The organism is Mesorhizobium sp. B2-3-4 (genome assembly GCF_006442315.1).
GTDB lineage: Bacteria > Pseudomonadota > Alphaproteobacteria > Rhizobiales > Rhizobiaceae > Mesorhizobium.
In genome coordinates, this window is sequence record NZ_VFVY01000028.1 from 1 (window position 1) to 25,551 (window position 25,551).

Here is a 25,551-nt window from a genome sequence, read left to right on the forward strand (position 1 = left end):
GGATGGCCATCCGGTCCGAGGCTCAGTCGCTTACATCGCACAAACTCTCCTCCGTGCAGATACAAGGGGCGGCGCCGACCAACCGTCCGATCAAGCCGCCATCAACCGCTTCACCTCCCGCATATCCTGCAAAAACCGTGCGCGCTCCGCTTCCTTCTCCGAAGGCTCATGAATGCGCAGGATGAAGGACGGATGGATCGTGATGAAAACCCGCAATCCATCCTCGCGCTCCACCACTTGCCCGCGCATCTTGGTCACCGGGATTGCTTTGCCGAGCAAGGACAGCGCCGCCGTCGCGCCGAGCGCCACGGCAAGCTCCGGCTTGATCAGCGCGAACTCCCTGTCGATCCACCAGCGACAAGCCTGCACTTCGCCGGCATTGGGTTTGGAATGGATGCGCCGCTTGCCGCGCGGCTCGAACTTGAAGTGCTTGACCGCGTTGGTGACATAGACCTTTTGGCGGTCGACCCCGGCGTCATCCAAAATGGCGTCGAACACTTTTCCGGCAGGGCCGACAAATGGTTTGCCGGCGAGATCTTCCTGGTCGCCGGGCTGTTCGCCGACGAACACCACCTTGGCGTTGTCTGGTCCTTCGCCGAACACGGTCTGCGTGGCGTCGCGCCACAGCGGGCAGCGACGGCAGCCTTTCGCGGCGTCGCGCAGTTCCGAGATGGTTTCGGCGGAGATCTCATCCGTCGCCTCGGCTGGTTCCCTCATCGGCCAATGCTTTGCCTGCACCTTGGCATGGTGCGGGGCGGGCGTCGTCGGCATTCTGGCAATCATCTCTATAGCGGCCTTGTCCGCTCCCGCGATCAAGTCAGGAATGAGCGAGGCCTCGGGAAGGTTCCGCCAATATTTCTTGGGCATCTCCTTCTGCATGGCCTTCACCTTCAGCCGCGCCGGATTGAAGATGTTCTCGAAATAGGTCCGCCACAGCGCTTCTGTGTCGTCCTGATCGGGCGCGTCGGCCTTGGCGGCGCCTGGCCCGATGGCAAGCCTTTCGCCATCCCAGTCGGCGGAAGCGTAAGGCGTCAGGATCGTCCAGCGCATGCCGGTGAAGCGGCGGACGAAGAAATCCGCGTTGCGCTCGACGATGAAGTGGTCCGGCTCGAACCAGGCGGCATAGCGTTCCTCGCCGCCATCGGCGATTTTGCGGAAGCGGACGAAGGCATGCATCTTGTGGCTGTCGCGCCGCACGGCCTTTTCCATGGTCTCGAGGCGCCTGGTGTCGGGATCCGATGCGATCGCCAGCAGCCTCGGCTCCGTGCGCAGCCGCCACAGCATCCGATAGAGGAAGGCGAAACGGCCGGGGTCGCAGTGGCAGAAGGCGGTTTCGGCATGGTCGATGAATTCGCGCGGCACGACAAGTTGTGCGTCCCGTGGCACTTCCGGCAGATCGTTCTGCGGCCGATCGGAACTGGCCGCCACGTGCCAGCCGATGTCCTCCGGCCTGATCTCGTTCAGCGCGAGCCGCCGCGCCGCGTCGCGCCAGCCGGCAAAATCGGTCTCGCCTTCAAGCCAGACGGAATAGCGGGTGAGGTCGAGTTCGGCCGGCTGCATGATCAAAACAGCGCCAGTTGCTCGCAGGACCGCACGATGTTGCCGCGCAGGCCTGCCTTGTCGGTCAACGCCCCGGGAGACCAGCCTTCGGCAATAATGAAGGGCCGGAGCTTGGCGATCGAGTGGCAGAGCCGGCCGACATCCTCCAGCCGCAACCGCCGGTGGCGGCGCGTCTCCAGGATCTTCGCCACCACCTTGGTGCCGAGCCCGGGCACCCTGAGCAGCGCTTCGCGGTCGGCGCGGTTGACGTCCACGGGAAAACGCCCCCGGTTGCGCAGCGCCCAGGCGAGCTTGGGGTCTATGGCAAGGTCAAGCATGCCATCGCTGCTGCCAGCCAGGATTTCCGGTTGCGAAAAGCCGTAGAAGCGCATCAGCCAGTCGGCCTGGTAGAGCCGGTGTTCGCGCATCAAAGGCGGCTTCTGCAGCGGCAACGAGGACGATGAATCCGGGATCGGACTGAACGCCGAATAATAGACGCGCCGCAGATGGTAGCTGCCATAGAGCCGGGCGCTGGTGTGCAAAATGCCGTCGTCGGAGGTCTTGTCCGCGCCGATGATCATCTGCGTCGATTGTCCGCCAGGCGCGAAGCGTTCGCGCTTCTTGGTGCGCAGTGTTGGCTCGGCTTTCTCCTCCATCTTCCGGCGCAGGCTCGCCATGGAAAGCCGGATTGTCTCCGGCTTCTTTTCAGGCGCCAGTTTTTTGACGCCCTCATCGGTGGGCAATTCGACGTTGATCGACAAGCGGTCGGCATAGAGCCCGGCCTTCTCGATCAGCTCCGCCGAACTCTCAGGGATCGTTTTCAGGTGGATGTAGCCGGAGAACCTTTCCTCCAACCGCAGCCGCCGCGCCACCTCGACCATTTCGCCCATGGTCTCGTCAGGCGAACGGATGACGCCCGAGGACAGGAAAAGGCCTTCGATATAATTGCGCCGGTAGAAATCCATGGTCAGCTTCACCACCTCGTCGACGCCGAAGCGGGCGCGCCGCACATTCGAGGACGAACGGTTGATGCAATAGCTGCAGTCGTAGATGCAGAAATTGGTGAGCAGGATTTTCAAAAGCGAAATGCAGCGGCCGTCCGGCGCATAGGAATGGCAGATGCCCATGCCTTCGGTGGAGCCGATGCCCCCCGACTTCAACGAGTCTTTCCTCGCCGAGCCCGATGAAGCGCAGGAGGCGTCGTATTTGGCGGCATCGGACAGTACAGCCAGTTTTTCACGGACGGAAAGCACGCTCATTAGTTCATGATATGTTCTGGAGGGTTAAATTACTACCTCATTTGATGCAGGCGGAGAGAACGTGATCGCTGCATGGCGTCTTTGCGATCAGACCTCGTGCGGTCGGCGGTGCAGTCATTCCCGGTGGTTTCGAGCTATGGGTCGAGGCCGTAGCTGCGGATCAGGCCAGGATTGCCTGCGTTCGCTCGCGCAGGCGTGGCGCCACGTAATCCAGGAACGCGCGCAGTTTCAAAGGCAGGGGCGCCTGGCCAGTGTGTACGAGGTTGATGGCGAGCGGTACGGCTTCGAACGCATCGAGCACAACGCGCAACCCGCCACTGCGAACTGCGTCTGCCACCTGGTAGGACAGCACGCGGACCAGTCCGACGCCAAGCATGGCCGCCTCGATGGCCGCCTCGGCCGTATTCACCGTAAGCCGGGAGTGCACGGGAATAGACCGCTCCCCGCGGCCGGATCCGAAGACCCAGGCGCGGCGCGAAGCCAGGACCTCGAAACTGATGCATTGGTGGCCGGCGAGATCGCGCGGCTTCTCCGGGACGCCGTGGGCGTCGAAATAGGCCGGGCTGCCGCAGACCACCCGTCGCACCGTGCCCACTCCGGAAGCCATGAGGTTGCTATCCGGAAGATTGCCTATGCGGATGGCGGCATCCACCTGCTCGTCGAGCAAATGCACGACCCGGTCGATAAAGACCAGGCTGACGTCGATCTCCGGATACTGGGCCAGGAAATCGGCGACCACGGGCACGACGTGCAACCGGCCGAACACGACAGGCGCAGTCACCACCAGCTCGCCTCGCGGCGAGGCGTACTCGCCCGTGGCTGCCCGTTCCGCCTCGCCCACCTCTTCGAGAATACGCCTGCAGGCAGCGACATAGGAGACCCCGGCTTCGGTCAGAGACAGCTGACGCGTGGTGCGATGGAGCAACCGTGTGTGCAGGTGCCCTTCCAGCTCAGCCAGCTTCCGGCTGACCGTGGCCAGCGGCACGCCCATTTTGCGCGCCGCGCCTGAAAGGCTGCCGGCATCGACGACGGCGACCAGGATGGCCATGGCTTCCAGGCTGTTCATAAACTCTCTGGATTTTTGAGAGAATCTTTCCCGATATTGCCAGATTATCTTGGTTTCAGCAAGGACATAGCTTCTTGGGCACACCCATCAAGGAGCCAGCCGTGAACATCCCCTCGACAGCTACCGCCCCCGCGATCGCCTCACGCGGGAAGATTTTTATGATGGCGATCGTCGCTGGAGCGGTGATCACCAACCTCTATTGCGTGCAGCCGATCCTGCCGCTGATCGCCAGCGGCTTCCATTCCACCTTGACCGCCGTGGATCTGGTGGCCGGTGCAGCGTTGCTGGGCTTTTCCACGGGCCTGGCGCTGCTGTTGCCGCTGGGCGATCGCTTCGACCGCCGCAAGCTGGTGCTTGGCCAGATCGTCGTCGCCTTCGTGCTGGACATCGTCGCTTGCTTCGTAGCGGATGTCTGGGCCCTGGCGGCCGTGTCATTCGGCATCGGCGTGGTCAGCTGCGTGCCGCAGCAGTTAGTGCCGTTCGCCGGCACGATGTCGAAACCCCAGGAGCGCGGCCGCAATGTCGGCACCGTGGCCAGCGGCATCATGATCGGCATCCTGGTCGGACGCACCGTTGCGGGCGTGGTGGGCCAGGCCTATGGCTGGCGCGCGGTATACGGCGTGGAGGCAGCGTTGATGGTGCCCGCGGCCGTTGTCGCGCTGTCGCTGCTGCCGAAGGGCGTTTCGTCGACAAATCTTTCCTACGGCAGGCTTCTCGCCTCGCTCTGGCCGCTGATGCGCGACAACCGCCCGCTCCGCGAATCCATGATCGTGCAGGCGTTGCTGTGGGCTTGCTTCAACGCTTTCTGGGTGAACCTCGCGGCGCTCCTCGCGAATGGCCCCTGGCATCTCGGCAGCGCATGGGCGGGCGGATTCGGCATCATCGGTGCGGCGGGCGCGCTTGCTGCATCGATCGGTGGTCGTATTTCCGACCGCAAGGGAACGCGTTATGTGATCGGCGCCAGCATCGCAAGCGTGACCCTCGCCTACCTGTTGCTCTTTGGCGCAAATGCCTCGCTTGCGCTGCTGGTCATTGGAGTGATCGTGCTCGATATCGGCGTGCAGGCGGGCCTTGTGTCGAACCAGACCCGTGCCTTCGCGGTCGATTCAAAGGCACAGGGCCGCATCAACAGCCTCTACATGACGGCCACATTCGTGGGCGGGGCGTTTGGCACGGTGGTGAGCGGCTGGTTGATGAGCCGGTTCGGTTGGAACGGTGTCGTTGCGCTGGGAATAATATTAGGGGCCTTGGCGGGGGCATTTCATTGGGCCACCGCTCCGGCCCGTTATCGGACCGCCGAAGAGCCGCTGATCTGACGCTGCGCACCCTGATCGTTGGCCCCAACGTGATCGCCATGTCTGTGAGGGCCGGGCGATCAGACCTCGTGCAGATAAAGATGATAATCCAGTTCGCTGACCGTACGCGCCACACGCAGGTACTCGGATTGCTTGATCGCCACGAAGGTTCGGTGCAGGTCTTCGCCGAGCGCGCCCTTCAGGAAGCTGGATGCTCGTGCCGCATCGATCGCGGCGCGCCAGTCGACCGGCATGGTGGTGCGGGTGACCGCGGCCTCATAGCCGTTTCCGGTGGTTTCAGGGCCGGGGTCGAGGCCTTCGTCGAGGCCTTTGACGATGCCGGCAAGCACCGTCGCCGCGATCAGATAAGGATTGGCGTCGACACCCGACGGCCGGTGCTCGATGCGCCGGTTCTTTGCGTCGCCAGCCGGCACGCGCAGCGCCACCGAGCGGTTGTTGACCCCCCAGGTCGGCGCCACCGGCGCGTAGGATTGCGAGACGAAGCGCCGCCAGGAATTGGCGTGCGGCGCAAACACCAGCATCGATTCCGCCATCGTCTGGATCAGCCCGCCGAGACCGCGCAGCAGTGGCAGCGACCAGCTCTCGCCGTCGGCTTCCGAAAAGACGTTGCGGCCGTCCTTGTCCTGCAGCGAGACGTGGAAATGCATGCCCGAGCCGGCATATTTCTCGATCGGCTTGGCCATGAAGCAGGCAGTGACGCCGTGACGGCGCGCCTGCGCCCGCACCAGCCGCTTCAGCATGACCAGGTCGTCGGCCGCCCGCATCACGTCCTTGCGGTAGTTCAGCGTCAGTTCGTACTGGCCAGGCGCATATTCCGATATCACCGTCTCGGCTGGAATGCCTTGCGCCTTGGCGGCGGCATAGATGTCGGAGAACAGCGGCTCCATGCCGTGCAGATGGTCGACTGAATAAACCTCCGTCTTGCCCGACACGCGGCCATCGAGCACCGCGTGAGCCGGCCGCACCTTGCCGTCGGCATCGCGCTCATTGGCCAGCAGGAAAAATTCCAGTTCGAAGGCGCCAGCCGGATAGAGGCCCTTGGCCGCAAGCCTCTCGACCTGCCGGGCAAGCGCCAGCCGCGGATCCGAAGACATAGGCTGGCCGTCGAGATGGTACATCGCCATCAGCACCTGGCCGCGCGCCGGGTTCGTGCCGTAGAGCGGTACCAGCGTGCCGGGGATCGGCCAGGCCCTGAGATCGCCGTCGCCGCTGTCCCAGATCAGCCCGGTTTCGTGCACGTCCTCGCCAGTGATATCGAGGCCGAGGATCGAGATCGGCATGTGCCGCCCGCCCTCGAAAATGCCTTTCAGCTCGTGACGGCGCACGATCTTGCCGCGCCCGACGCCATTGGCATCGGTCAGCACGATGTCGAAGGCCTCGATCTCGGGATGGGCGTCGAGGAAGGCTTGCGCCTCGGTGGGCGTCGAGCCCGAAGGTGAAGTCATGATGGAACTCGGGTTGGCCTGAGGGCTTGTCTCATGCCGCAAGCTTCGCCGCAACCGCGCCAAAGGCATCGATCAGCCGGTTGACCTGGACGCCTGACGTTGCCGGTGAGATCAGCATCATGTTGTGGAAGGGGGCGATCAGCACGCCGCGGTTGACCAGCGCGACATGGATAGCGGCCTCCAGTTCCGGCGCATGCGCGCCCTCCGCCTCGGCGCCGTTGCGCAGCGGGCCTGGCGCGCAGATGAACTCGACGCGGGCACCCACACGCGCGACATGCCAGGGCAGGCGGTAGCGGTCGATGACACCGGTCAGCCCGGCATCGAGCCGCCGCGCCAGATGATCCATGCGGTCATAATTCTGCTCGGTCATCACCTCTTCGAGCGTGGCGCGCATCGCCGCGAATTGCAGAGGATTGGCCGACAGCGTCGTGCCCATGCCGGAATAGCCCGGCTCTTTCGTCCTGTTGTAGTCGGCATAGCGCGAGGCGACCTCTTCGCTCATGCCCCACACGCTTGCCGGCACGCCTCCGGCGATCGGCTTGCCCAGCACGAAAAAGTCGGGATCCAGCCCGTATTTCCTGGTGTAGCCGCCGGGACCGGTCGAGATCGTGTGCGTCTCGTCGATCAGGAGCAGCGTGCCGGCCGCGCGGGTCAGCCTGCGCAGTGCGTCGTGGAAGCCCGGATCAGCCAGCACCATGCAGGAATTGGTCAGCACCGGCTCGGCGATGACGCAGGCCACATCCCTGTCCTTCAAGGCGGCTTCGAGTGCCGCGACGTCGTTGAACTCGATGACCTTGGCGGTTCGGGTCAGGTCGCGGAATTCGCCGGCCAGTCCCGGCCTGTTGACGGGTTTGCCGTCGATCAGCCGCACCATCGTCTCGTCCACCGAGCCGTGATAGCAGCCGTTGAAGACCAGGATCTTTTCCCTTCCGGTGACGGCGCGCGCGACGCGCAGCGCGAAACGGTTGGCGTCGGTCGCCGTCGTCGCGATCTGCCAGAATGGCAGGCCGAAGCGCTGCGCGAGAAGCGGTCCGATGGCCAGTGCGTCTTCCGAAGGCAGCATATAGGTCAGGCCGCGCCCGGCCTGGCGGCGAATGGCGCGCGCCACCGGCGGCGGCGAATGGCCGAACATCGAACCGGTATCGCCAAGGCAGAAATCGTCCAGCCTGTTGCCGTCCAGATCGGTAATCGTAGCGCCCCGGGCGCTGTCGACCAGGATCGGAAACGGCGTCGGCCAGTCGTTCATCCAGTGCATCGGCACGCCGCCAAAGAAACCGGGCAGGCCGTTGCCGACCTTGGCCTGCGATTTCGGCCGCGCCTTGCGGAACTCAAACCCCTCGCTCTCGCGCAATTGCGCGATGCGGTCGCGGCTGATGCCGCCGATGGTCCCTGAACTGTCGCTGCTGTGCATGAAAACCCCTCTGGCCAGTTCCTCCCGGCCAATCCTAAATCCTCATAGCCAGACATTGTCGGCAACCGCAATTGGCCGCGCGTCCGTGCTGCATTGGCTCAGCCTCGCCAGCGCGGCTTGACCCTGCCGGCGAAGTCGGCGTCAATTGCAGCCGCAACGGGGGTTGAGAAAATGCGGACTTTTATCTGCGGGCTTGGCTTTTTGCTGTCGACGGGAACGGCGTTCGCCAGCGGCGGCATCTGGTGCTCGGCCGAAGACAAGGCGGCGATATTCCAGGTCGAGGCCGGCGTCACCAGGGGCATGGGTGGTCCGACCTTCAACTTTCGCGGCGATCTCGAGATCCCCGGCCGGCCTGCCGGCGACAGCTTGCGCAAGACCGTGTTCGAGGATTCGAACCTGACGCAGTACTGGCTCGACGGCGAGGAATTGCGGCTGAACATCTATCGCGAGCACGAGGTCGCGGAAAAGTTGAACTCGGTCGAACTGACGATCCTGACCAAGACCAGCGATGAAGGCGTCTATGACGGCCGCTATACGCTCGCCATCTACGATGCCGCCACCGACAAGGACCAGGACGGCAAGCCGGTTGAACTCACCGGCAAGGTCTCGTGCGGGGCGGAGTAGGCAGTAGGCAGTAGGCAGTAGGCAGTAGGCAGTAGGCATCCCTATTCCCTACTGGCTAACCCGTGATATCGATGACGCCGCAGTCGCCGGCGGCGCTGCCGAAGGCGATGCGGCGTTCTTCCTTGTCCCACATCATCGAGGTGATCGCGTCCTTGCCCGGGCGCCGCAGCAGCACTTCCTTGGCATCGGCGAAGCGCACCGCCATGACCATGCCGTCGTCATAGCCGACGGCCACGACATCCTGGCTTGGATGGCAGGCGACCGCCGTCACCATGGCGTTGCCGCGCGTGCCGAGTTCCAGCGGGGCCTTACCCATCGGGCCGTCTTTGGCAGAGAACGGCCAGACGATCGCCGCCGGCGCGCCCGAGCTTGCCAGCCATTTGCCCTTGACGCTCCAGGACAGGCTTTTGACCTTGCCGGGATAGCCGCTCATGCGCATGTGCTTGCCGTCGGCGAGCTTCCAGCCATGCAAGGCGTTTTCCTGCATCGTCGTGACCAGGAACGCCCCGTCGGGTGAAAATGTGATGCCGGTATGGGCTCCGGCCCATTCGAGCTCCACCGGCTTGCCTTCGGCGGCCGGGAAATGCAGCGTCGCGCCATTGTAGCGGGCGACGCCGAAGCGCATGCCCTTGGGCGAGAAGGCCAACCCCTCGACCGAGCGCGGATGGGTAAATTCCCGGGTCTTGCCATCTGCGAAGCGCACGAAGGCGGTCTTGCCGGTGGAGTACGCAATGGCGCCCTGCGGCCCGGCGGCGACGCTGGTGATCCACTTTTTGCCGGCGCTCACCAGTTCGGTGATCTCTCCGCCGGCCTTCACGGCAAACACCTTGCCATCCTCGCCGCCGGTGATCAGCCGGTCGTTGGCCGCGTCGTGGAAGGCGGCGAGCAGCCCGTCATTGGCCTGCTCCGTCTTGTGGCCATTGTCGAGCCGGTGCACCGCGCCGTCGGCCAGCGCGAAATGCGGTACATCGCCAAGAAAGACGGCGGCGACGCAATGGCCTTCGAGATCAAGCGGAGCGACTGTGGGCATGCGAGATCATTTCCATTCGAGATTTTTGGTCGTCAGCGTGTGTGGTCAGCGCTGGCGTGGCCAGGGAGCGACTGCCTTCTCCCCTTGTGGGAGAAGGTGGATCGGCGCGCAGCGCCGAGACGGTTGAGGGGTGGGTGACGGATCGCCGTCCTTGCCAAGCTGGAACACCCCTCATCCGACCTCGCTTCGCGAGGCCACCTTCTCCCACAAGGGGAGAAGGAAAGTAGGGCAGCGCTAGCGCCATAAAGTCGGGAAATCAACCCGCCTGGCAGGCCTCGAAGCTCTTCTTCAGCCGCTCGGCGTCGAGTTCGCGGCCGATGAAGACCAGCCGGCTCTCGTGCTTTTCGCCATCCTTCCAAGGGCGCTGGTGGTCGCCCTCGATGATCATGTGCACGCCCTGCAGGACATAGCGCTCATCATCGCCCTTGAGTGCGATGATGCCTTTCAGCCGCAGGATGTTCGGCCCCTCCATCTGGGTGACCTTTTCGATCCAGGGGAAGAATTTCTTCGGATCCATCTCGCCGCCGCGCAGCGACACGGATTTCACAGTCACGTCGTGGATGTCGGACGCATGGGCATGATCATGGTGGTGATGGTGATCATGTCCGTCATGATCGTGATGGTGATGATCGTGGTCGCAATCCGGACCGCATTCATGATCATGGTCGTGATCATGCGCTTCGAGGAAATGCGGGTCGTTCTCCAGCGCGCGGGTGAGATCGAAGGCGCCGCGGTCCAGCACCTCGGTCAGCGGCACGCCGGAACGCTGGGTCCGGTGGATCTTCGCCGCCGGGTTTATGGCGCGAATGGTGGCTTCGACCTTGGCCAGTTCATCGGGCGTGACCAAGTCGGTCTTGTTGAGCACGACGACGTCGGCGAAGGCGATCTGGTCCTCGGCTTCCTTGGAATCTTTCAGCCGCAGCGGCAGATGCTTGGCGTCGACAAGCGCCACGACCGCATCGAGCTTGGTCTTGGAGCGCACATCGTCGTCCATGAAGAAGGTCTGCGCCACCGGCACCGGGTCGGCGAGTCCCGTGGTCTCGACGACAATGGCGTCGAAACGGCCGGGCCGGCGCATCAGGCCTTCGACGACGCGGATCAGGTCGCCGCGCACCGTGCAGCAGACGCAGCCATTGTTCATCTCGTAGATTTCCTCGTCGGATTCCACGATCAGGTCGTTGTCGATGCCGATCTCGCCGAACTCGTTGACGATGACGGCGTAACGCCTGCCATGGTTTTCCGACAGGATGCGGTTGAGCAGCGTCGTCTTGCCGGCGCCGAGATAGCCGGTCAGGACGGTTACGGGGATTTGCGTCTGCGCTTCGCTCATGGCTTGCCTCGAAGTCTCTGGGCCCTGAAGGCCAGGAAAAGGGATTGTCGGCTCCATATAGTGTGTGTGCCGGGCTTTTGCACGCTGCAAACCACTGGGCCAAGCCTGCCGGTCCGGTGTCGGCGGGAAAGCATGATGGGCGACGTCGAGGCGTGGCGCCGTGGCAGGCAAACCGCGTCCCGTGCCGGCGATTTCTGTGCGCGAAAAGTCGTTTGTCATCTAACTGAAATAAACATCTGGCATTAGCCACGGCGGGCACCGCAATGCTTGCCGGCAAAGCTGTTTCACAAGCCGGAATCTTTTTGATCGTCGATTGCCAACCGGCTGGCTCCGTCTATGCTGCCGCTACCGGTGTGGCCGAAGAGGGATGACCATGGCCAAGGCGGACAAAACTGCGACGATGAGCCGGCTGCATTCGGCGGCAAGGCTGGCAAGGACCGCGCTGGCGGCCAGGCTTCTGGCGCACGGCTTCTACGCCGGCCAGGACCAGATCATGCTGGCGCTCGACCGCGAGGACGGCCAGACGCCGGGCAATCTGGCAGGGCGTCTCGGTGTGCGTCCGCCCACCATCACCAAGACCATCAATCGGCTGCAGGCGCAGGGTTTCCTGGAGAAGCGGGCGTCCGAGGCCGATGCGCGCCAGGCGCATATCTTCCTCACCGAGACCGGCCGCGAAACCATCCGCGCCATCGAGAAGTCGGTCAAGAAGACAGAAAAGCAGGCGCTCAAGGGCCTGGACAAGAAGGACCAGAAGGCGCTGTTCAAGCTGCTCGCCCGCATCGAGGCCAACCTCTCCAACGAGGAACTGGTCCTGATCGACGACGACGCCGAGTCAGACGACTGATCTTGCCGGTCAGGCTGCCGCCGCGGCCGGACCGCGCACCAGCGTCGACCAGCGCCCTGGCGTCATGCCCAGCGCTTTCTTGAATTGCCTGTTGAAATGGCTCTGGTCGCTGAAGCCGGCTTCGACCGCGATCTGCGCCAGGGGTTCGCCGGCGGCGATCATCCGCCGCGCGTGCTGAAGCCGGCGCATCAACAGGAAACGATGCGGGCTGGTGGAAAAGGCCGCCCGGAAATGCCTGGATAAGGCATAGCGGTCGAGCCCGGTAACCGCCTCCAGTTCGTCGGAACGAACCGCCCGGTCCAGATTTTCCGTCAGATAGTCGCGCGCCAGCGTCGCCGCCCGCCACGCCGTTCGGCCGATCGGTTTCGACGGCTGGCCGGCATGCCGGTTCAGGCCCTGCATCAGCTGCGTCAGGAAGTCGTCGACGAACAATTCGTTTAGCTCCTGGTCCAGCGGACCCAGCGCCGAAAGCAGCGTCGTGCAAAATGCACTATCGCTCACCACGCCATCCCCGACAAAGGGCAATGATGCGCCGCCAAGACAGCCAAGCATCAGCGACGGTTCAAGGTAGAGTATTCTATAGCGCAACCCGGCGTCGGTGCCGGCGCCGCCATCGTGCAGTTCGTCCGGATGCAGCACGATGATCTGGCCTGGCAGGCTGTGGCGCGTCGCGCCGCGATAGCGAAACGTCTGTACGCCGTGCAGGGTCACCCCGACCGCGTATGTGTCATGCCTGTGCATATCGAAGGCACTGCCGTGAAACCGGGCTTCGATGCGTTCCATGCCTGCGGGATCGGGAGCGGAAATGATGCAGTTTTCTGCTTCATCGACGCACAAACGTCCAAGACCCTCGAAGGCCTGGCGGTCTAGTTCGAACGACATCGTCTGCCTTAGCCTCGCTATCGGGGCGCAACCCGGAATGGCTCATTTTCTCATGTTCGACACGAAATTTGCAATCGTCCTGCGCCAAGACCTGCCGGTCTGGCAGAAACTCAACGTCACCGCCTTCCTGACCAGCGGCATCGTCGCGCAGTTCCCCGATATCATCGGCGAGCCCTATCGCGACCGGTCAGGCAATCTCTACAACCCGCTGTCGATCCAGCCGGTCATCGTGCTTTCTGCCGACCAGGCGACGCTGAGCGACATCCACCGGCGCGCGCTGGAGCGTGGCGTAACCACCTCGCTCTATGTCGAGGAGATGTTCGCGACCGGCTTCGACGCCGGCAACCGCGCCGTCTTCGCGCAATTCGCGCCCGAAGACGCCAAAGTGGTCGGCATCGCGTTGCGCGCCGAGAAGAAGGTGGTCGACAAGATCACCAAGGGTGCCCGGATGCATAGTTAGCCCCCGGAGACTAAGCCTGACGGCGGCTATTGTTGTGCCAGCGACCCCAGGCGCGGCAGCGGGCGACAATTGGCTTGCCGGCAAGCAACAATTCCCGCAAAGGTGGGTTTCAGCCCCGCTTTTCCCCGGCCTGCACGTGAATCCTTCCCAAAGAAATGTCGAAAGCGCGACGCCGCCGGTGGCGATCCTGTGCATGCTGACCACCTATGTCTTCTTCACCTTCCTCGACACCTCCAGCAAATATCTCGTTCTTGCCGGCGTCTCTGTCCTGATCGTCGCCTGGGTGCGCTTTGCGGTGCATGTCGTGCTGGTTGGGGCGCTGCTGCGTGGCTGGCGCGAGCCGGCGCGGTTTCGCCCGGTCAACCTGCCGGCACATGTGCTGCGCGGCGCCTTCCTGTTCGGCTCGACCGTGTTCAACGTCCTGGCGTTGCGCTCCCTGCAACTGGCCGAGACGACATCGATCTATTTCTTCGGGCCGATGGTGATCACCGCGCTTGCCGGCCCGCTGCTTGGCGAATGGGCTGGCTGGCGGCGTTGGCTGGCCATTCTGACGGCTTTCGTCGGAGTCCTGATCATCACCAGGCCAGGCGTGGGCGTTTTCGGCATCGGGCATCTCTTCGCGCTCGGCTCGATGCTGTCGAATTGCTTTTATGTCATCATGACGCGCCGCATGTCGGCGACCGAGACGTCGGAAAGCCTGATCCTGTTCTCTGCGCTGGCACCCGCCGTGCTGCTCCTGCCGCTGCTGCCGTTCTCCTTCTCGCTGCCGCACGATGGCTGGCACTGGTTCGTGCTGCTCATGCTCGGCTTTTTCGGCGGTGTCGGGCACTGGCTGCTGGTTCAGGCCTACCGGCTGGCGACGACCACGGCGCTGGCGCCCTATCCCTATTCGCAGATGGTGTGGATGATCCTCTCCGGCTGGATTGTCTTCAAGCAGTTTCCCGACCGCTGGACGCTGGTCGGCGCCGCCATCATCGTCGCCAGCGGCCTCTACATCGTCCATCGTGAACACCGGCTCAGGCTGCGCAGCCGCGCTGCTTCCGATGTCGAGGCGGAGGCGCTGGCAAAAAAACTTTGATTTGGCCCCGATCGATGGCATAAGGCCGCCCTTAAACAGTTTAAAAAAACGACGGGGAGCGAAAGGCTGGCACAGAAGATCAAGCTGTCGACGATCGCGGACGCGCTTGGCGTGTCCACGGCCACCGTGTCCCTGGCATTGCGCGACAGCCCGCTGGTCGCCGGCTCGACGCGCGACCGCATCAAGGAACATGCGCGCGCCATCGGCTACATCTACAACCGCCGCGCCGCCTCGTTGCGCACTTCGCGCTCGGGCATCGTCGGTGTCGTCGTCCACGACATCATGAACCCGTTCTTCGCCGAGATCCTGCGCTCGATCGAAAGCGAGCTCGACCGCAGCCGGCAGACCTTCATCCTGTCCAATCACTACGACCAGCTCGAAAAGCAGCGCACCTTCATCGATACGCTGCTGCAGCTCGGCGCCGACGGCGTCATCATGTCGCCCGCCATCGGTACGCCGGCCTCCGATATCCTGATGGCCGAGGAGAACGGCCTGCCGGCGGTGCTGATCGCGCGCACCGTCGAGGGCGCCGACGTGCCGGTGTTTCGCGGCGACGACGCTTATGGCACGGCGCTTGCCACCAACCACCTGATCTCGCTCGGCCACAAGCGCATCGCCATGGTCGGCGGCACCGACCAGACCTCGACCGGGCGTGACCGCTATCAGGGCTATCTCAACGCCATGGAAGCGGCCGGGCTCGAGGTCAGGCCGTCCTGGCGCATATCAGGCCCGCGTACCAAGCAGGCAGGCTTCGAGGCCGCCGGGCAGTTCCTGGCGCTGAAGGACAGGCCGACGGCGGCGTGCTGCTGGAACGATCTCGTCGCCATCGGCCTGATGAACGGTATCGCGCGTGCCGGCCTGGTGCCGGGCATCGACATCTCCGTCACCGGCTATGACGATCTCGAGGAGGCGGCGATCGCCACGCCGGCGCTCACCACCGTCTGGAACGGCCAGCGCGAGGTTGGCCGGCGCGCCGCCAGCGCGCTGCTCGACAAGCTCAACGGGCAGACGGTGCGGCCCTCGCAGGAATTGATCAAGCCGGAACTGCATGTGCGCCAGTCGACCGGCAAGCCGGTGGAGCGTGCATGACCAAGGCTGAAGCGTTGCAAACCGTCACCGTTCTGGTGCCGGCGGATTTCACCGGCCACGCCGCCGATCGCATCGACAGGACGTTCAGGCGCGTCGGCATCGAACGCGCGGATCCGGCATTGGTCACGGACGAAATGCGCCGCACCGTGCGCGGCATTGCATCCTTTGCCGGCATCAGCGCGGCGATGATGGATGCACTGCCCAATCTCGAAGTCATCACCTCGTTCGGGGTCGGCTACGATTCGGTCGATGTCGGCCACGCCCGGGCCAACAACATCATGGTCACCAACACGCCCGACGTGTTGACCGAGGAGGTCGCCGACACCGCGATCGGGCTGCTGATCAACACCGTCCGCGACCTGCCGCGCGCCGAAACCTGGCTGCGCGCCGGCAACTGGGCGAGCAAGGGCCACTATCCGCTGAGCCGGCTGACTTTGCGTGCGCGCCGCGTCGGCATTTTCGGCATGGGCCGTATCGGACAGGCCATTGCCCGGCGCCTGGAGGCGTTCGGCCTGCCGGTCGCCTATCACAACCGGCGTCGTGTCGAAGGCCTCTCCTATCAGTACCATCCAACGCTGAAGGGCTTGGCCGAGGCGGTCGACACGCTGATTTCGGTGGCGCCGGGCGGTGCTTCGACGCGCAACGCGGTCAATGCCGAGATCCTGTCGGCGCTCGGCGCCAACGGTGTCTTCGTCAATATCGGCCGCGGCAGCACGGTCGACGAGGCGGCGCTTGTCGCCGCGCTTGCCGATGGAACGATCGCCGCCGCCGGCCTCGATGTGTTCGCCGACGAGCCGAATGTCCCCAAGGCGTTGATCGATGCGCCAAATGCTTCATTGTTGCCCCATGTCGGCTCGGCCTCGGAGCATACGCGCCGCGCCATGGCCGATCTGTGCGTCGACAATCTGGTGTCCTGGTTCAGCGAGCGCAGGCCGCTGACACCCGTGCCCGAGACGGCCGCGGTGAAAGCCCGCGTTTGAGCCATTGACGCTGCCATATTTATTAACGTCGGCTTAACCCTTTGGAATCATTCTGCATCCTGTCAGTACGCGTGGATGAAGTTCAGGATGAAGACGCTTTCCGCTTTGATCGGGGCCGCCGCCTTGTTTGGCGGCGTTCAGCTGTTTCATGGCGGCAGTGTTGAAAGCGCCGCCGAAGAGGCCACCCCGTCCAACACCTACAGGCTGGTCGCCAATGGCGATGAGGACGCGTGCGCGGTCACGCGCGGCGCATCTGTCTCGGATGGCCTGTCGCTGCTGACGGTGGCATCGAATTGCCGCCGGCTCCTGCCGGGCATCGAGCAGGCGAAATTCTGGCGCGACGGACAGGATGGTACTGTCGCCTTCAGCGCCAATGGCATTGATCCGATCGTCACCTTCGCCGTTGCCGATGGCGACGGCTACGAATCCTATGCGCCGACGCTCCCGTTGCTGTCGCTTGCGGCCGACGGTAATTTGAAATCAGGAGACTAACTACTCCGCCGCTGCGCGGGCGCCGGCCTTCGCTGCCGCGTGCAACCGGACCGCGTCGCCGAAGGCCCGGAAGATCTTGGCCGAGTTGCTGTCCGATTTGACCCAATATTCGGGATGCCACTGAACGCCGACGGCGAAGGCGCGGGCGCCCTTGACCGAAACCGCTTCGACGGTGCCGTCGGTGGCGACAGCCTCGATCTCGAGCTTCGATCCGAGCCGGTCGATCGCCTGGCGGTGCAGCGAATTGACCTTGATCTCACCCGCCCCGAACACGCCGGCCAGGCAACTGTCGGGCTTGATCGAAATGCTCTGGTGGATGGCGAAGCGTTCGTCCTGAATGTCGCTCACCCGCGCGCGGTGGTCGAGCGAACCCTCGCGCTCCTGGATTTCGGTGCCCAGCGTGCCGCCCAGCGCCACGTTCAGCTCCTGGATGCCGCGGCAAATGGCCAGCAGCGGCACGCCGCGCTCGAGCGCCTTGCGGATCAGCGGCAGCGTGGTGGCGTCGCGCGCCGGATCATAGGGGCCGTTGGCCTCGCTCGCATCGCCGCCATAAAGTGCCGGGTCGACATTGGATTTCGAGCCGGTCAGCATGACGCCGTCGACCGACGACAGCAGCTCGTCGAAATCCAGCCGGTCGCCGAACGAGGGCACCAGCAAGGGGAAAACGCCAGCGCCTGCAATCGCCGCTTCCAGATATTGTTGCGGGGCGGCATGCCAAGTGTAGTTGTCGAATTGACGGACGTCGGTCGATATGGCGACGAGCGGCTGGTGCATTTTGGGTCCGGTTTCCATCTTGCAAGGGATATCCTGCCTCCAAAATAGGCGATCCCTGCCAATTTTTCCATGCCAAGTTTAGGCATCTCGCATAGGCCACGAAACCCGGCGTTAGACTATAGTTGCAGGCCCGCACAGCCCGTCGTCTAATCCGGCCGCCGTGCTGGACTCGACTCCCTGCCCGTGTATTGTTTCGCGAGCCGATGCGGGTACGGAGGATGTCCCTGTGTCGGTCTGTTGATCCAAAACGGAGGACCTCATGGATCGTCGTTCATTCATCCGCAGGGCCGGCGTCACCGGCGTCGGCGCCGCCGCGGCCGCCGCCACGCTTGCCGCGCCTGCCATCGCCCAGTCCAACCCCAAGGTGACATGGCGGCTGGCGTCGTCCTTCCCGAAGTCGCTCGACACCATCTATGGCGGCGCCGAAGTGTTCTCCAAGATGCTGTCGGAAGCCACGGACGGCAATTTCCAGATCCAGGTCTTTGCCGCCGGCGAGCTCGTTCCCGGCCTGCAGGCCGCCGACGCCACCACGGCCGGCACCGTCGAGGCCTGCCACACGGTGGCATATTACTACTGGGGCAAGGACCCGACCTGGGCGCTGGGTGCCGCGGTTCCCTTCTCGCTCAACGCGCGCGGCATGAATGCCTGGCATTACCACGGCGGCGGCATCGACCTGTTCAACGAATTTCTCGCCACGCAAGGCCTGTTCGGCCTGCCGGGAGGCAACACCGGCGTGCAGATGGGTGGCTGGTTCCGCAAGGAAATCAATACGGTGGCCGATCTCTCCGGCCTCAAGATGCGCATCGGCGGCTTTGCCGGCAAGGTGGTGCAGAAGCTCGGCGTCGTGCCGCAGCAGATCGCCGGCGGTGACATCTATCCGGCGCTGGAAAAGGGCACGATCGACGCCGCCGAATGGGTCGGCCCCTATGACGATGAGAAGTTGGGCTTCTACAAGGTCGCGCCCTATTACTACTATCCCGGCTGGTGGGAAGGCGGCCCGACCGTCCATCTGATGTTCAACAAGGCGAAATACGAAGAACTTTCGCCGACGTACAAATCGCTGTTGCGCACCGCTGCGCAGGCCGCCGACGCCGACATGCTGCAGAAATACGACTATGTGAACCCGCCCGCGGTGAAGCGGCTGGTGGCCGGCGGCGCCAAGCTGCGTCCGTTCAGCCAGGAGATCATGGCCGCCTGCTTCGAGAAGGCCAACGAGGTCTATACCGAAATGGAAGCCTCGAACGCGCCGTTCAAGAAGATCTGGGAATCGATCAAGGGCTTCCGCAAGGAGCACTATCTCTGGGCGCAGGTCGCCGAATACAACTACGACACCTTCATGATGGTCCAGCAGCGCAACGGCAAGCTGTAGGCTTCCCGTCCTTCATTTCGAAAGACCCCGGACGACGCTCGTCCGGGGTCTTTCTTTTCAGGCTCGTGAGGCACTGACTTCGATGAGAATCCTACCTGGGACAGAGCAGTAGAAGGTCGTCGTGTTGCCGCTGCCGCGCGTCAATTCCTGGACCTCGCCCGGCGCGAGGCCGGCCTCGGCAAGCTCGGTCCGCTTCCGGCGCACAAGCTCCGGATTGTCGACAAAGAAGCCGACGTGGAAACCGTCGGGATAGGTCGCGGTTTCTCCCTTGCCTGGGATCATAAGGTTGAGGACGAAGCCGTCGGCGCCGCGCAGCACGGCGAAGGCATCCTTGCCGCGCATGGCAAGGAGTTCGAAGCCGAAATGGCTGGTGAAGACGCCGGCAAGGGCGGCGACTTCCGATGTGACGAGATTGGCGTGGTTCAGTTTCATGAGTCTCAATCCTGTCGCTGGTTGAAGGCGGACAGGCTTGGCTGTGGACCGTGAAGAGCGGCGAGGGCATGGACAACCGGACATGACCCAGCCGGCCCACGGGCGTTCGCCTCGCTTGCCGGCCGCGGGTTCTCACGCACAACCATGCGGCGAACAGGCCCCCGTTCGAGAACGGGAGAGACCGGACTACCGAACCGGCCATGTCTTTTTCGGCGCTGGCTGGATAGCCGATCGGCGGCGAGACGGCAAGCGGACCGCCGCAATCGGTGGCTCAGGCATGGCCCGGCACCACGAGCACCTTGACCTCGCCCGGAGCCGGTGGATTGGCGATCACGGCCGGCGCTTCCTCCAGCGCCACCTGCCGCGAAATCAGCCGGTCGACCTCGATCGCGCCCGAGGCGATGAGCTCGGCCGCCCGGCCGTGGGTGTAGGGGTTGAGGAAGGAGCCAAGGACCTTCAATTCGCGGAACAGAAGATCGAAGGGCTCGAACTCTGCCTTCATGCCTTGCGGCGTCACGCCGACAATGACCACGGTGCCTCCGGCCCTGGCGATCCGCATCGACTGCTCGACGGTTTCCCGCACGCCGGCGCATTCGAAAACCACGTCCGCGCCGCCAGGCGCCAGTCCGGCCGGCGCGGCGATGGCGTCGATGACATTGGTGGCCGTGGGGTCGACCGTCACTGTCGCGCCGAGCTCCCTGGCAAGGTCGCGTCGCGACGCCTGCCTGGTCGACAGGATGATGGTCGTGGCGCCCGCAAGCCTGGCCAATTGCACGGTGAGCAGGCCGATGACGCCGCCGCCGAGCACGACAACCGAACTGCCGGGCTTGATCCCCGCGAGGTCAACGCCGTGCAGGCAGCAGGCGAGCGGCTCGCAGAACGCGCCATGTGTCGGTTTCAGGCTCGCCGGCAGGATGAACGCCTGTTTCTGCGGCATCACCACATAGTCGGCAAAGCCGCCGTCGCGGTGGATGCCGATGGCGGTGAGATTGCTGCACAGATTGACGCGGCCGGCATGGCAGTGGCTACAGCGCCCGCAGGCGATGTTGGGATCGCCGGTGACACGGTCGCCGATCGAGAAGCCGCAGACGCTGGAGCCGACGGCTTCGATAATGCCGGAGAATTCGTGTCCGGGCGTCACCGGCGGCTTGCAGGGGAATTCGCCGTGGAACAGATGGCGGTCGGTGCCGCAAACACCGCAAGCCTCTATCCGCACCAGGAGGTCGTCCGGCCCGGGAGAAGGTTTGGCGAGCTCGCGCAGGGCGATGCTGCCCACCGCTTCCAGCCGCACGGCTTTCATGGCGCGGCTCCCATCAGTTGAAATTCGGTGGTTGCGACAGGTCCGGCGCGGGCGTCGCCGGCTTGGTCGGTGGCGCATCGCCGAAATTCGGCGGCTGCGACAGGTCGGGTGTTCCGGGCGCGGCCGGTACGGATGCGCCATTGGCGGGAGCTCCGCCATCGGGCGCGCCGAGCGGCGAGAGGCCGGGCACCTCGGGCACCTTGTAGTCGATGGTGCCTGGATCGACTGCCGTGCCCTTGTAGTGCATCACCATCTGCGGGAAGGCGATGGTGAGCCCGATCATGATCACCTGGATGCAGACGAACGGCACCGCGCCCCAGTAGATCTGGCCGGTGGTGACCGGCGCGATCTGCTTGCCGGTGAGGCGGTCCAGATAGGGCACGCGGGCGGCGACCGAACGCAGGTAGAACAGCGCGAAGCCGAAGGGCGGATGCATGAAGGAGGTCTGCATGTTGACGCCCAGAAGCACGCCGAACCAGATCAGGTCGATGCCGAGCTTGTCGGCCGCCGGCGCCAGCAGCGGCACGATGATGAAGGCCAGCTCGAAGAAATCGAGGAAGAAGGCCAGCACGAAGACCAGGATGTTGACCCCGATCAGGAAGCCGACCTCGCCGCCCGGCAGCGAGGTCAGGAGATGCTCGACCCACAGATGGCCGTTGACGCCGTAAAAGGTCAGCGAGAAGACGCGCGCGCCGATCAGGATGAACAGCACGAAGGATGACAGCCTCGTCGTCGACGCCAGCGCCTGCTTGACCACGTCCATCGACAGCCGGCCCTTGATCGCCGCCATCGCCAGGGCGCCGACCGCGCCCATGGCACCACCCTCGGTCGGCGTGGCGATGCCGAGGAAGATGGTGCCGAGCACCAGGAAGATCAGCGCCAGCGGCGGGATCAAAACGATGATCACCTGCTGTGCCAGCCGCGACATCATGTTGAAACTGAGCCGCTGGTCGGCGACCGCCACCAGATAGATCAGGAGCACACCGACGCAGGCGCCAAGAATGTCGGCATTGTCGCCATGGGCTGGCTCGAGATAACGGTAGGCCGCGTATGAGACCGCGCCGGTCACGAGAAGCGCGACCAGCAGCGACAGCACGCCATGGCCGAGCGTGCGGGCCTCCAGCGGCAGCGCCGGCATCGAATTCGGCCGGACGATCGACATGATCAGGATATAGAGCATGTAGAGGCCGGTGAGCACGAGGCCGGGGATCAGCGCGCCGGCATACATGTCGCCGACCGACCGGCCAAGCTGGTCGGCAAGCACGATCAGCACCAGCGAGGGCGGGATGATCTGGGCGAGCGTGCCCGACGCGGCGATGACGCCCGACGCCAGCCGCCGGTCATAGCCGTAGCGCAGCATGATCGGCAGCGAGATCAGCCCCATGGCGATGACCGATGCCGCAACCACGCCGGTCGTGGCGGCGAGCAGCGCGCCGACGAAGATCACCGCGTAGGCGAGGCCGCCGCGAATGGGGCCGAACAGCTGGCCGATCGTGTCGAGCAGGTCCTCTGCCATACCCGATCGTTCGAGCACGATGCCCATGAATGTGAAGAACGGGATCGCCAGCAGCGTGTCGTTGGACATCACCCGGCTGCCGTAGAAATTGTCCGGCAGGGCGTGCAGCAACGGCCAGGCAAGATTGATCGAGCCGCCTGAATAGGGCGAAACCAGCACGCCGATGAAGAAGAACAGCAAGCCGTTGGCGGCGAGCGAAAAGGCGACGGGGTAGCCGATCAGCAGGAAGACGATCAGCGAGGCGAACATGATCGGCGCCATGTTCTGGGCGATGAATTCGATCACGGGCGCGCCTCCTGGGCGAGCGCCTTGGCATCGTCGGCGAGTGCCTTCGCCTCCAGCTCCGCTTGCTCATGCGCCGAGATGAACGGGTTAGGATCATCCATGTCGCCGCGCATGATGGCGATCTTCTTGATGATTTCGGAGATTCCCTGCAGCGCCAACAGGAAGAAGCCGACCAGCAGGATGGCCTTGGCCGGCCAGATGATCAGCCCGCCGGCATTGGTGGACATTTCACCGCTGCGGAACGAGAGCGACACATAGGGAACGAAATAGATCACCATCAGCGTCACGAAGGGCATCAGGAAGAAGAGGTGGCCGAGAAGGTCGATCCAGTGCTGCACGCGGCGCGGGAACAGGCCGTAGACGATGTCGATGCGGATGTGCTCGTTCTGCTTCAGCGTGTAGGCGGCGGCCAGCATGAAGGCGGCGCCGAACAGGTACCACTGTAATTCCAGCCATGCGTTGGAGGATGTGTCGAACACCTTGCGGATCACGGCATTGCCTGCGCTCACCAGGATCGCCAGCAGGATCAGCCAGGAGATCCATCTGCCGATGAATTCGTTCATACGGTCGATCGTTCTGGAGAGAGCGAGAAGCCCTGCCATGCATTCCTCCCTGGTGCCGGCGGCGCGCCCGATCCCCCCTCGTGTTGCGCTGCCTGGTCCAACGGTATGCAGTGCGTGGTCCGGTTGGTCAACACGAGCAGGGCCCGTGCGATCCGCCGGTCGGCAAGGGACCGTGGAAAACCGCGGCATGACGAGGCGTCATGCAACCAAAGTCTGATGGCGTCAGGCGATCTTGGTCTGGTCGCGGCCGGCGCCGATCAGGATCAGCATGGCGACAAGGAACAGGTACATCCACCCGTCGCGCCATTCGATCGGAAAATAGCCGGCCCATAGCGATTCGGCCATGCCGAAGGCAGCCGCGCCCAGTGCCGCGCGTGATGGCGACAGATAGCCGCCGACCGAGGTCACGAACAGGATTTTCAGCCCGTAGACAAGGCCGGAACCAAAGCTGACATTGCCGTAGTAGAGGCTGGCCATGACACCGGCCAGCGCGGCGCACAGGCCGCCTAGAAGCACGGCACGCCGGAACACCTTGCGCACGTCGACGCCGCACAGGGCTGCTGCCCGGGGGTCGTCGGAGACGGCGCGCCAGCACCGGCCGAAATTCGAGCGGGCGAAGGCCCAGGTGGCGAGCGCGACCGCCGCCAGGACCACCGCGCAGTCGAGCAGCTGGATGAGGGTCAGCGTCGCCTTGAAGCCGGCGGCCTCGGCGAAAACGATCGGCTCGGCCAGCATTGGCGGCAGCCACAGATCATGCGTGTCGGCGGCGATGCGGCTCGCTTCCGACAGGACGAGCAGGATGCCGAGCGTCGTCACCACGATGGCGTTGGGCGTACGGTCGGCCAACGGCTCGAAGACGCTGCGCGACAGGACATGGCTGATAAGCGCCGCGTAGAGCAAGGCCGCGACGACACCGAGCGCCACCGAGGCCAGCAGCGTCAGCCACAGCGCCTGGTAGCCGAAGGCGACAGTCAGGATCATCGTCTGGCCGCAGAAGGCGAACAGCGCGCCATAGGCAAGGTTGGTGCGGTGAAGGATACCGTTGGTCAGCACGTAGCCGAAGGCAAGTAGCGCGTAGAGCGCGCCTGAATGCAGCCCGTTCAGCACCTGCTGGAAGAAATAGAGCATGCTCAACAACACCAGAAGCGTGCCGCCCAAGCGCGGAGCGGGTGGCGGAACGCCCGAGACAGAGACGACGATACCGTGCGCATCGGAGGTTTGCATCTCCGAATCTAACTTGTCAAACACGATTTATCGGTTAGATTTCCGGGAAATGACGGTTGCCTGGACCCCACACCGCTTTACCGGCGGCCTGCTCGCACTCGACACGGCCAACACCGTCGTGTTGCGCGGCGATCCTCAACGCATGTTCGACCGCTTCGCCGATCCGGCCGAGATCGGCCGCTTCGCCGAGGCGGCCAGCGGCTATCGCGCCGCCGAGCTTGGCGGCAGGGAGCTGGTGGCGTCCTCGCCGGCGGCTATCGCGCCCGTCGTGCTGTCGATCCGCGAAGCGACCGACCGGCTGTTTCGCGGCGCGGTCTCGAACGGCGCGCTGGCAACCGCCGATCTGCCTGAGTTCCTGCGGGCCTGCGCCGACGGCCTGGCCGGCGGCGCGACCGAGATAGGTATCACGGAGCGGCCGTTCGGGGATCCGGCGACGCCGATCGCCTTCGAGGCGGCGCTGGCGGTTTCGGCGCTGTCCTTGTTGCGCGACGACACGGTCGCCAGGCTGAGAATCTGTCCCAACTGCACCTGGCTGTTCGTCGACAGAAGCCGCAATTCCAGCCGCCTTTGGTGCGACATGGCGGTCTGTGGCAACCGGCAGAAGGCAAGCCGTCACTATCGCCGCCGCAAGGCGACCAATGAGGTCAGAAATGCCTAGAAATCTCCTCCGTTCGATCGTCCTTGGCGCGGCGCTGGTCGCGTCGATCGCGCTTGGCGCCTGCCGCGATACCGGCGGCGCAGGCAAGCTGTTCGAGGTCTCGGGCAAGATATTCGTTTTCAACTATCGCCTTGCCCGGGCGACCTATGTCGTGACGCTGCGCCCGTTGCGGCCGATGGGAGACGGCCAGGTGGCGGTCGCCAGCTTCCAGAATCCTGCCGGCGGCGCCCCCTTGGTGGTCGAGCAGAAGATCTGGCCCAAGCTCGACAAGGTGAGCCTGGAGAGCCCGGCGCTGACCTGTATCGTCAAGAACAAGCCCTATGCGATCGCCATCGATATCAAGGACGCCGACGGTGCCGTGCTGCAGACCATCGACACCACGCTGATGTCGACGGAAGATCAGTCGATCCTGCCCGACCGGCCGCTGGTCATCGACCAGCTCTACACCGCCAACCCCGACCTCGCCGGCCATCCCGACGGCAAGCTGCCGGGCGAACCGAAGCCGGACTGTTCGAAGGCCGGCTGACGACTTTCCGGCAACATCCCGATTCCACTGGAATTTTCCTGCGCCGCCGGGGCATGGAA

The 25,551-nt window shown here is 64.3% G+C and carries 25 protein-coding genes; 11 read left to right on the plus strand and 14 right to left on the minus strand.

Going from position 1 to position 25,551, the window contains the following annotated elements; genetic code table 11:
* Nucleotides 1-90: 90 nt before the first annotated feature.
* The 3 genes from FJ967_RS30295 to FJ967_RS30305 form a co-directional block, all read right to left on the minus strand.
* Entirely contained in the window at nt 91-1,560 is a 1,470-nt protein-coding gene (locus FJ967_RS30295; RefSeq protein ID WP_140735988.1) for a UdgX family uracil-DNA binding protein, read from the minus strand.
* Between the two features lie 2 nt (nt 1,561-1,562).
* Entirely contained in the window at nt 1,563-2,798 is a 1,236-nt protein-coding gene (locus FJ967_RS30300) for a putative DNA modification/repair radical SAM protein (protein WP_140735989.1), read from the minus strand.
* A 160-nt stretch (nt 2,799-2,958) separates the two neighbouring features.
* A complete protein-coding gene (locus FJ967_RS30305; RefSeq protein WP_140735990.1) occupies nt 2,959-3,864 on the minus strand; it encodes a LysR family transcriptional regulator in 906 nt (301 codons plus the stop codon).
* A gap of 158 nt (nt 3,865-4,022) precedes the next feature.
* On the opposite strand from FJ967_RS30305, the gene FJ967_RS30310 reads away from it, so the two are divergent.
* A complete protein-coding gene (locus FJ967_RS30310; RefSeq protein ID WP_140735991.1) occupies nt 4,023-5,180 on the plus strand; it encodes an MFS transporter in 1,158 nt (385 codons plus the stop codon).
* Nucleotides 5,181-5,239: 59 nt separating this feature from the next.
* Here FJ967_RS30310 and FJ967_RS30315 read toward each other — a convergent pair whose 3' ends face one another.
* Both FJ967_RS30315 and FJ967_RS30320 read right to left on the minus strand, forming a co-directional pair.
* The gene (locus tag FJ967_RS30315; protein WP_140735992.1) at nt 5,240-6,625 is read right to left on the minus strand and encodes a glutamine synthetase family protein; all 1,386 of its coding nucleotides are present in this window, start codon (nt 6,623-6,625) and stop codon (nt 5,240-5,242) included.
* A gap of 31 nt (nt 6,626-6,656) precedes the next feature.
* Nucleotides 6,657-8,036, minus strand: a complete 1,380-nt coding sequence (locus FJ967_RS30320; RefSeq protein WP_140735993.1) for an aspartate aminotransferase family protein — start codon at nt 8,034-8,036, stop codon at nt 6,657-6,659.
* Nucleotides 8,037-8,207: 171 nt separating this feature from the next.
* Between FJ967_RS30320 and FJ967_RS30325 the strand changes: the two genes are divergently transcribed.
* The gene (locus FJ967_RS30325; protein ID WP_140735994.1) at nt 8,208-8,660 is read left to right on the plus strand and encodes a hypothetical protein; all 453 of its coding nucleotides are present in this window, start codon (nt 8,208-8,210) and stop codon (nt 8,658-8,660) included.
* Nucleotides 8,661-8,715: 55 nt separating this feature from the next.
* Here FJ967_RS30325 and FJ967_RS30330 read toward each other — a convergent pair whose 3' ends face one another.
* Both FJ967_RS30330 and FJ967_RS30340 read right to left on the minus strand, forming a co-directional pair.
* Nucleotides 8,716-9,690, minus strand: a complete 975-nt coding sequence (locus FJ967_RS30330; RefSeq protein ID WP_140735995.1) for a WD40 repeat domain-containing protein — start codon at nt 9,688-9,690, stop codon at nt 8,716-8,718.
* Between the two features lie 256 nt (nt 9,691-9,946).
* On the minus strand, nt 9,947-11,020 hold the full coding sequence (locus tag FJ967_RS30340) for a GTP-binding protein (RefSeq protein WP_140735997.1): 1,074 nt from the start codon (nt 11,018-11,020) through the stop codon (nt 9,947-9,949).
* Between the two features lie 373 nt (nt 11,021-11,393).
* On the opposite strand from FJ967_RS30340, the gene FJ967_RS30345 reads away from it, so the two are divergent.
* Complete coding sequence (locus FJ967_RS30345) at nt 11,394-11,864, plus strand: MarR family winged helix-turn-helix transcriptional regulator (RefSeq protein WP_140735998.1); 471 nt, start codon at nt 11,394-11,396, stop codon at nt 11,862-11,864.
* A gap of 9 nt (nt 11,865-11,873) precedes the next feature.
* On the opposite strand, the gene FJ967_RS30350 is transcribed toward FJ967_RS30345, so the two are convergent.
* Nucleotides 11,874-12,746: an AraC family transcriptional regulator gene (locus tag FJ967_RS30350; protein WP_140735999.1), complete on the minus strand. Its 873-nt coding sequence runs from the start codon at nt 12,744-12,746 to the stop codon at nt 11,874-11,876.
* A 52-nt stretch (nt 12,747-12,798) separates the two neighbouring features.
* Here FJ967_RS30350 and FJ967_RS30355 point away from each other — a divergent pair, with 52 nt between their 5' ends.
* The 5 genes from FJ967_RS30355 (at nt 12,799) to FJ967_RS30375 (ending at nt 16,845) form a co-directional block, all read left to right on the plus strand.
* Nucleotides 12,799-13,206, plus strand: a complete 408-nt coding sequence (locus FJ967_RS30355; protein WP_140736057.1) for a DUF2000 family protein — start codon at nt 12,799-12,801, stop codon at nt 13,204-13,206.
* A 136-nt stretch (nt 13,207-13,342) separates the two neighbouring features.
* Entirely contained in the window at nt 13,343-14,284 is a 942-nt protein-coding gene (locus FJ967_RS30360; protein WP_140736000.1) for a DMT family transporter, read from the plus strand.
* 66 nt (nt 14,285-14,350) lie between these two features.
* The gene (locus FJ967_RS30365; RefSeq protein WP_140736001.1) at nt 14,351-15,373 is read left to right on the plus strand and encodes a LacI family DNA-binding transcriptional regulator; all 1,023 of its coding nucleotides are present in this window, start codon (nt 14,351-14,353) and stop codon (nt 15,371-15,373) included.
* Entirely contained in the window at nt 15,370-16,353 is a 984-nt protein-coding gene (locus FJ967_RS30370) for a 2-hydroxyacid dehydrogenase (protein WP_140736002.1), read from the plus strand. The genes FJ967_RS30365 and FJ967_RS30370 overlap by 4 nt, the downstream gene beginning before the upstream one ends.
* A gap of 87 nt (nt 16,354-16,440) precedes the next feature.
* Nucleotides 16,441-16,845: a hypothetical protein gene (locus FJ967_RS30375; RefSeq protein ID WP_140736003.1), complete on the plus strand. Its 405-nt coding sequence runs from the start codon at nt 16,441-16,443 to the stop codon at nt 16,843-16,845.
* Here FJ967_RS30375 and FJ967_RS30380 read toward each other — a convergent pair whose 3' ends face one another.
* Nucleotides 16,846-17,637: a gamma-glutamyl-gamma-aminobutyrate hydrolase family protein gene (locus FJ967_RS30380; RefSeq protein WP_181176197.1), complete on the minus strand. Its 792-nt coding sequence runs from the start codon at nt 17,635-17,637 to the stop codon at nt 16,846-16,848. It lies immediately after the preceding gene.
* Nucleotides 17,638-17,878: 241 nt separating this feature from the next.
* Here FJ967_RS30380 and FJ967_RS30385 point away from each other — a divergent pair, with 241 nt between their 5' ends.
* The gene (locus FJ967_RS30385; RefSeq protein WP_140736004.1) at nt 17,879-18,988 is read left to right on the plus strand and encodes a TRAP transporter substrate-binding protein; all 1,110 of its coding nucleotides are present in this window, start codon (nt 17,879-17,881) and stop codon (nt 18,986-18,988) included.
* Between the two features lie 57 nt (nt 18,989-19,045).
* Here FJ967_RS30385 and FJ967_RS30390 read toward each other — a convergent pair whose 3' ends face one another.
* The 5 genes from FJ967_RS30390 to FJ967_RS30410 form a co-directional block, all read right to left on the minus strand.
* The gene (locus FJ967_RS30390) at nt 19,046-19,420 is read right to left on the minus strand and encodes a VOC family protein (protein WP_140736005.1); all 375 of its coding nucleotides are present in this window, start codon (nt 19,418-19,420) and stop codon (nt 19,046-19,048) included.
* A gap of 271 nt (nt 19,421-19,691) precedes the next feature.
* Entirely contained in the window at nt 19,692-20,720 is a 1,029-nt protein-coding gene (locus FJ967_RS30395; RefSeq protein ID WP_140736006.1) for a zinc-dependent alcohol dehydrogenase family protein, read from the minus strand.
* A gap of 13 nt (nt 20,721-20,733) precedes the next feature.
* Nucleotides 20,734-22,518: a TRAP transporter large permease subunit gene (locus FJ967_RS30400; RefSeq protein WP_140736059.1), complete on the minus strand. Its 1,785-nt coding sequence runs from the start codon at nt 22,516-22,518 to the stop codon at nt 20,734-20,736.
* Nucleotides 22,518-23,123: a TRAP transporter small permease subunit gene (locus FJ967_RS30405; RefSeq protein WP_140736007.1), complete on the minus strand. Its 606-nt coding sequence runs from the start codon at nt 23,121-23,123 to the stop codon at nt 22,518-22,520. The genes FJ967_RS30400 and FJ967_RS30405 overlap by 1 nt, the downstream gene beginning before the upstream one ends.
* A gap of 183 nt (nt 23,124-23,306) precedes the next feature.
* Nucleotides 23,307-24,212, minus strand: coding sequence for a branched-chain amino acid ABC transporter permease (locus FJ967_RS30410; RefSeq protein ID WP_140736060.1), 906 nt, complete (start codon nt 24,210-24,212; stop codon nt 23,307-23,309).
* Between the two features lie 145 nt (nt 24,213-24,357).
* Here FJ967_RS30410 and FJ967_RS30415 point away from each other — a divergent pair, with 145 nt between their 5' ends.
* Both FJ967_RS30415 and FJ967_RS30420 read left to right on the plus strand, forming a co-directional pair.
* Nucleotides 24,358-24,966: a CGNR zinc finger domain-containing protein gene (locus FJ967_RS30415; protein WP_140736008.1), complete on the plus strand. Its 609-nt coding sequence runs from the start codon at nt 24,358-24,360 to the stop codon at nt 24,964-24,966.
* On the plus strand, nt 24,959-25,492 hold the full coding sequence (locus tag FJ967_RS30420) for a hypothetical protein (protein ID WP_181176198.1): 534 nt from the start codon (nt 24,959-24,961) through the stop codon (nt 25,490-25,492). The genes FJ967_RS30415 and FJ967_RS30420 overlap by 8 nt, the downstream gene beginning before the upstream one ends.
* Nucleotides 25,493-25,551: the final 59 nt, after the last annotated feature.

What these genes read in the sequence shown, in the direction of transcription:
- FJ967_RS30295 (WP_140735988.1), bottom strand. Translation starts at nt 1,560, where the DNA reads ATGCAGCCGGCCGAACTCGACCTCACCCGCTATTCCGTCTGGCTTGAA.
- FJ967_RS30300 (WP_140735989.1), bottom strand. Translation starts at nt 2,798, where the DNA reads ATGAGCGTGCTTTCCGTCCGTGAAAAACTGGCTGTACTGTCCGATGCC.
- FJ967_RS30305 (WP_140735990.1), bottom strand. Translation starts at nt 3,864, where the DNA reads ATGAACAGCCTGGAAGCCATGGCCATCCTGGTCGCCGTCGTCGATGCC.
- FJ967_RS30310 (WP_140735991.1), top strand. Translation starts at nt 4,023, where the DNA reads ATGATGGCGATCGTCGCTGGAGCGGTGATCACCAACCTCTATTGCGTG.
- FJ967_RS30315 (WP_140735992.1), bottom strand. Translation starts at nt 6,625, where the DNA reads ATGACTTCACCTTCGGGCTCGACGCCCACCGAGGCGCAAGCCTTCCTC.
- FJ967_RS30320 (WP_140735993.1), bottom strand. Translation starts at nt 8,036, where the DNA reads ATGCACAGCAGCGACAGTTCAGGGACCATCGGCGGCATCAGCCGCGAC.
- FJ967_RS30325 (WP_140735994.1), top strand. Translation starts at nt 8,208, where the DNA reads ATGCGGACTTTTATCTGCGGGCTTGGCTTTTTGCTGTCGACGGGAACG.
- FJ967_RS30330 (WP_140735995.1), bottom strand. Translation starts at nt 9,690, where the DNA reads ATGCCCACAGTCGCTCCGCTTGATCTCGAAGGCCATTGCGTCGCCGCC.
- FJ967_RS30340 (WP_140735997.1), bottom strand. Translation starts at nt 11,020, where the DNA reads ATGAGCGAAGCGCAGACGCAAATCCCCGTAACCGTCCTGACCGGCTAT.
- FJ967_RS30345 (WP_140735998.1), top strand. Translation starts at nt 11,394, where the DNA reads ATGGCCAAGGCGGACAAAACTGCGACGATGAGCCGGCTGCATTCGGCG.
- FJ967_RS30350 (WP_140735999.1), bottom strand. Translation starts at nt 12,746, where the DNA reads ATGTCGTTCGAACTAGACCGCCAGGCCTTCGAGGGTCTTGGACGTTTG.
- FJ967_RS30355 (WP_140736057.1), top strand. Translation starts at nt 12,799, where the DNA reads ATGTTCGACACGAAATTTGCAATCGTCCTGCGCCAAGACCTGCCGGTC.
- FJ967_RS30370 (WP_140736002.1), top strand. Translation starts at nt 15,370, where the DNA reads ATGACCAAGGCTGAAGCGTTGCAAACCGTCACCGTTCTGGTGCCGGCG.
- FJ967_RS30375 (WP_140736003.1), top strand. Translation starts at nt 16,441, where the DNA reads ATGAAGACGCTTTCCGCTTTGATCGGGGCCGCCGCCTTGTTTGGCGGC.
- FJ967_RS30380 (WP_181176197.1), bottom strand. Translation starts at nt 17,637, where the DNA reads ATGGAAACCGGACCCAAAATGCACCAGCCGCTCGTCGCCATATCGACC.
- FJ967_RS30385 (WP_140736004.1), top strand. Translation starts at nt 17,879, where the DNA reads ATGGATCGTCGTTCATTCATCCGCAGGGCCGGCGTCACCGGCGTCGGC.
- FJ967_RS30390 (WP_140736005.1), bottom strand. Translation starts at nt 19,420, where the DNA reads ATGAAACTGAACCACGCCAATCTCGTCACATCGGAAGTCGCCGCCCTT.
- FJ967_RS30395 (WP_140736006.1), bottom strand. Translation starts at nt 20,720, where the DNA reads ATGAAAGCCGTGCGGCTGGAAGCGGTGGGCAGCATCGCCCTGCGCGAG.
- FJ967_RS30405 (WP_140736007.1), bottom strand. Translation starts at nt 23,123, where the DNA reads ATGGCAGGGCTTCTCGCTCTCTCCAGAACGATCGACCGTATGAACGAA.
- FJ967_RS30410 (WP_140736060.1), bottom strand. Translation starts at nt 24,212, where the DNA reads ATGCTCTATTTCTTCCAGCAGGTGCTGAACGGGCTGCATTCAGGCGCG.
- FJ967_RS30415 (WP_140736008.1), top strand. Translation starts at nt 24,358, where the DNA reads ATGACGGTTGCCTGGACCCCACACCGCTTTACCGGCGGCCTGCTCGCA.
- FJ967_RS30420 (WP_181176198.1), top strand. Translation starts at nt 24,959, where the DNA reads ATGCCTAGAAATCTCCTCCGTTCGATCGTCCTTGGCGCGGCGCTGGTC.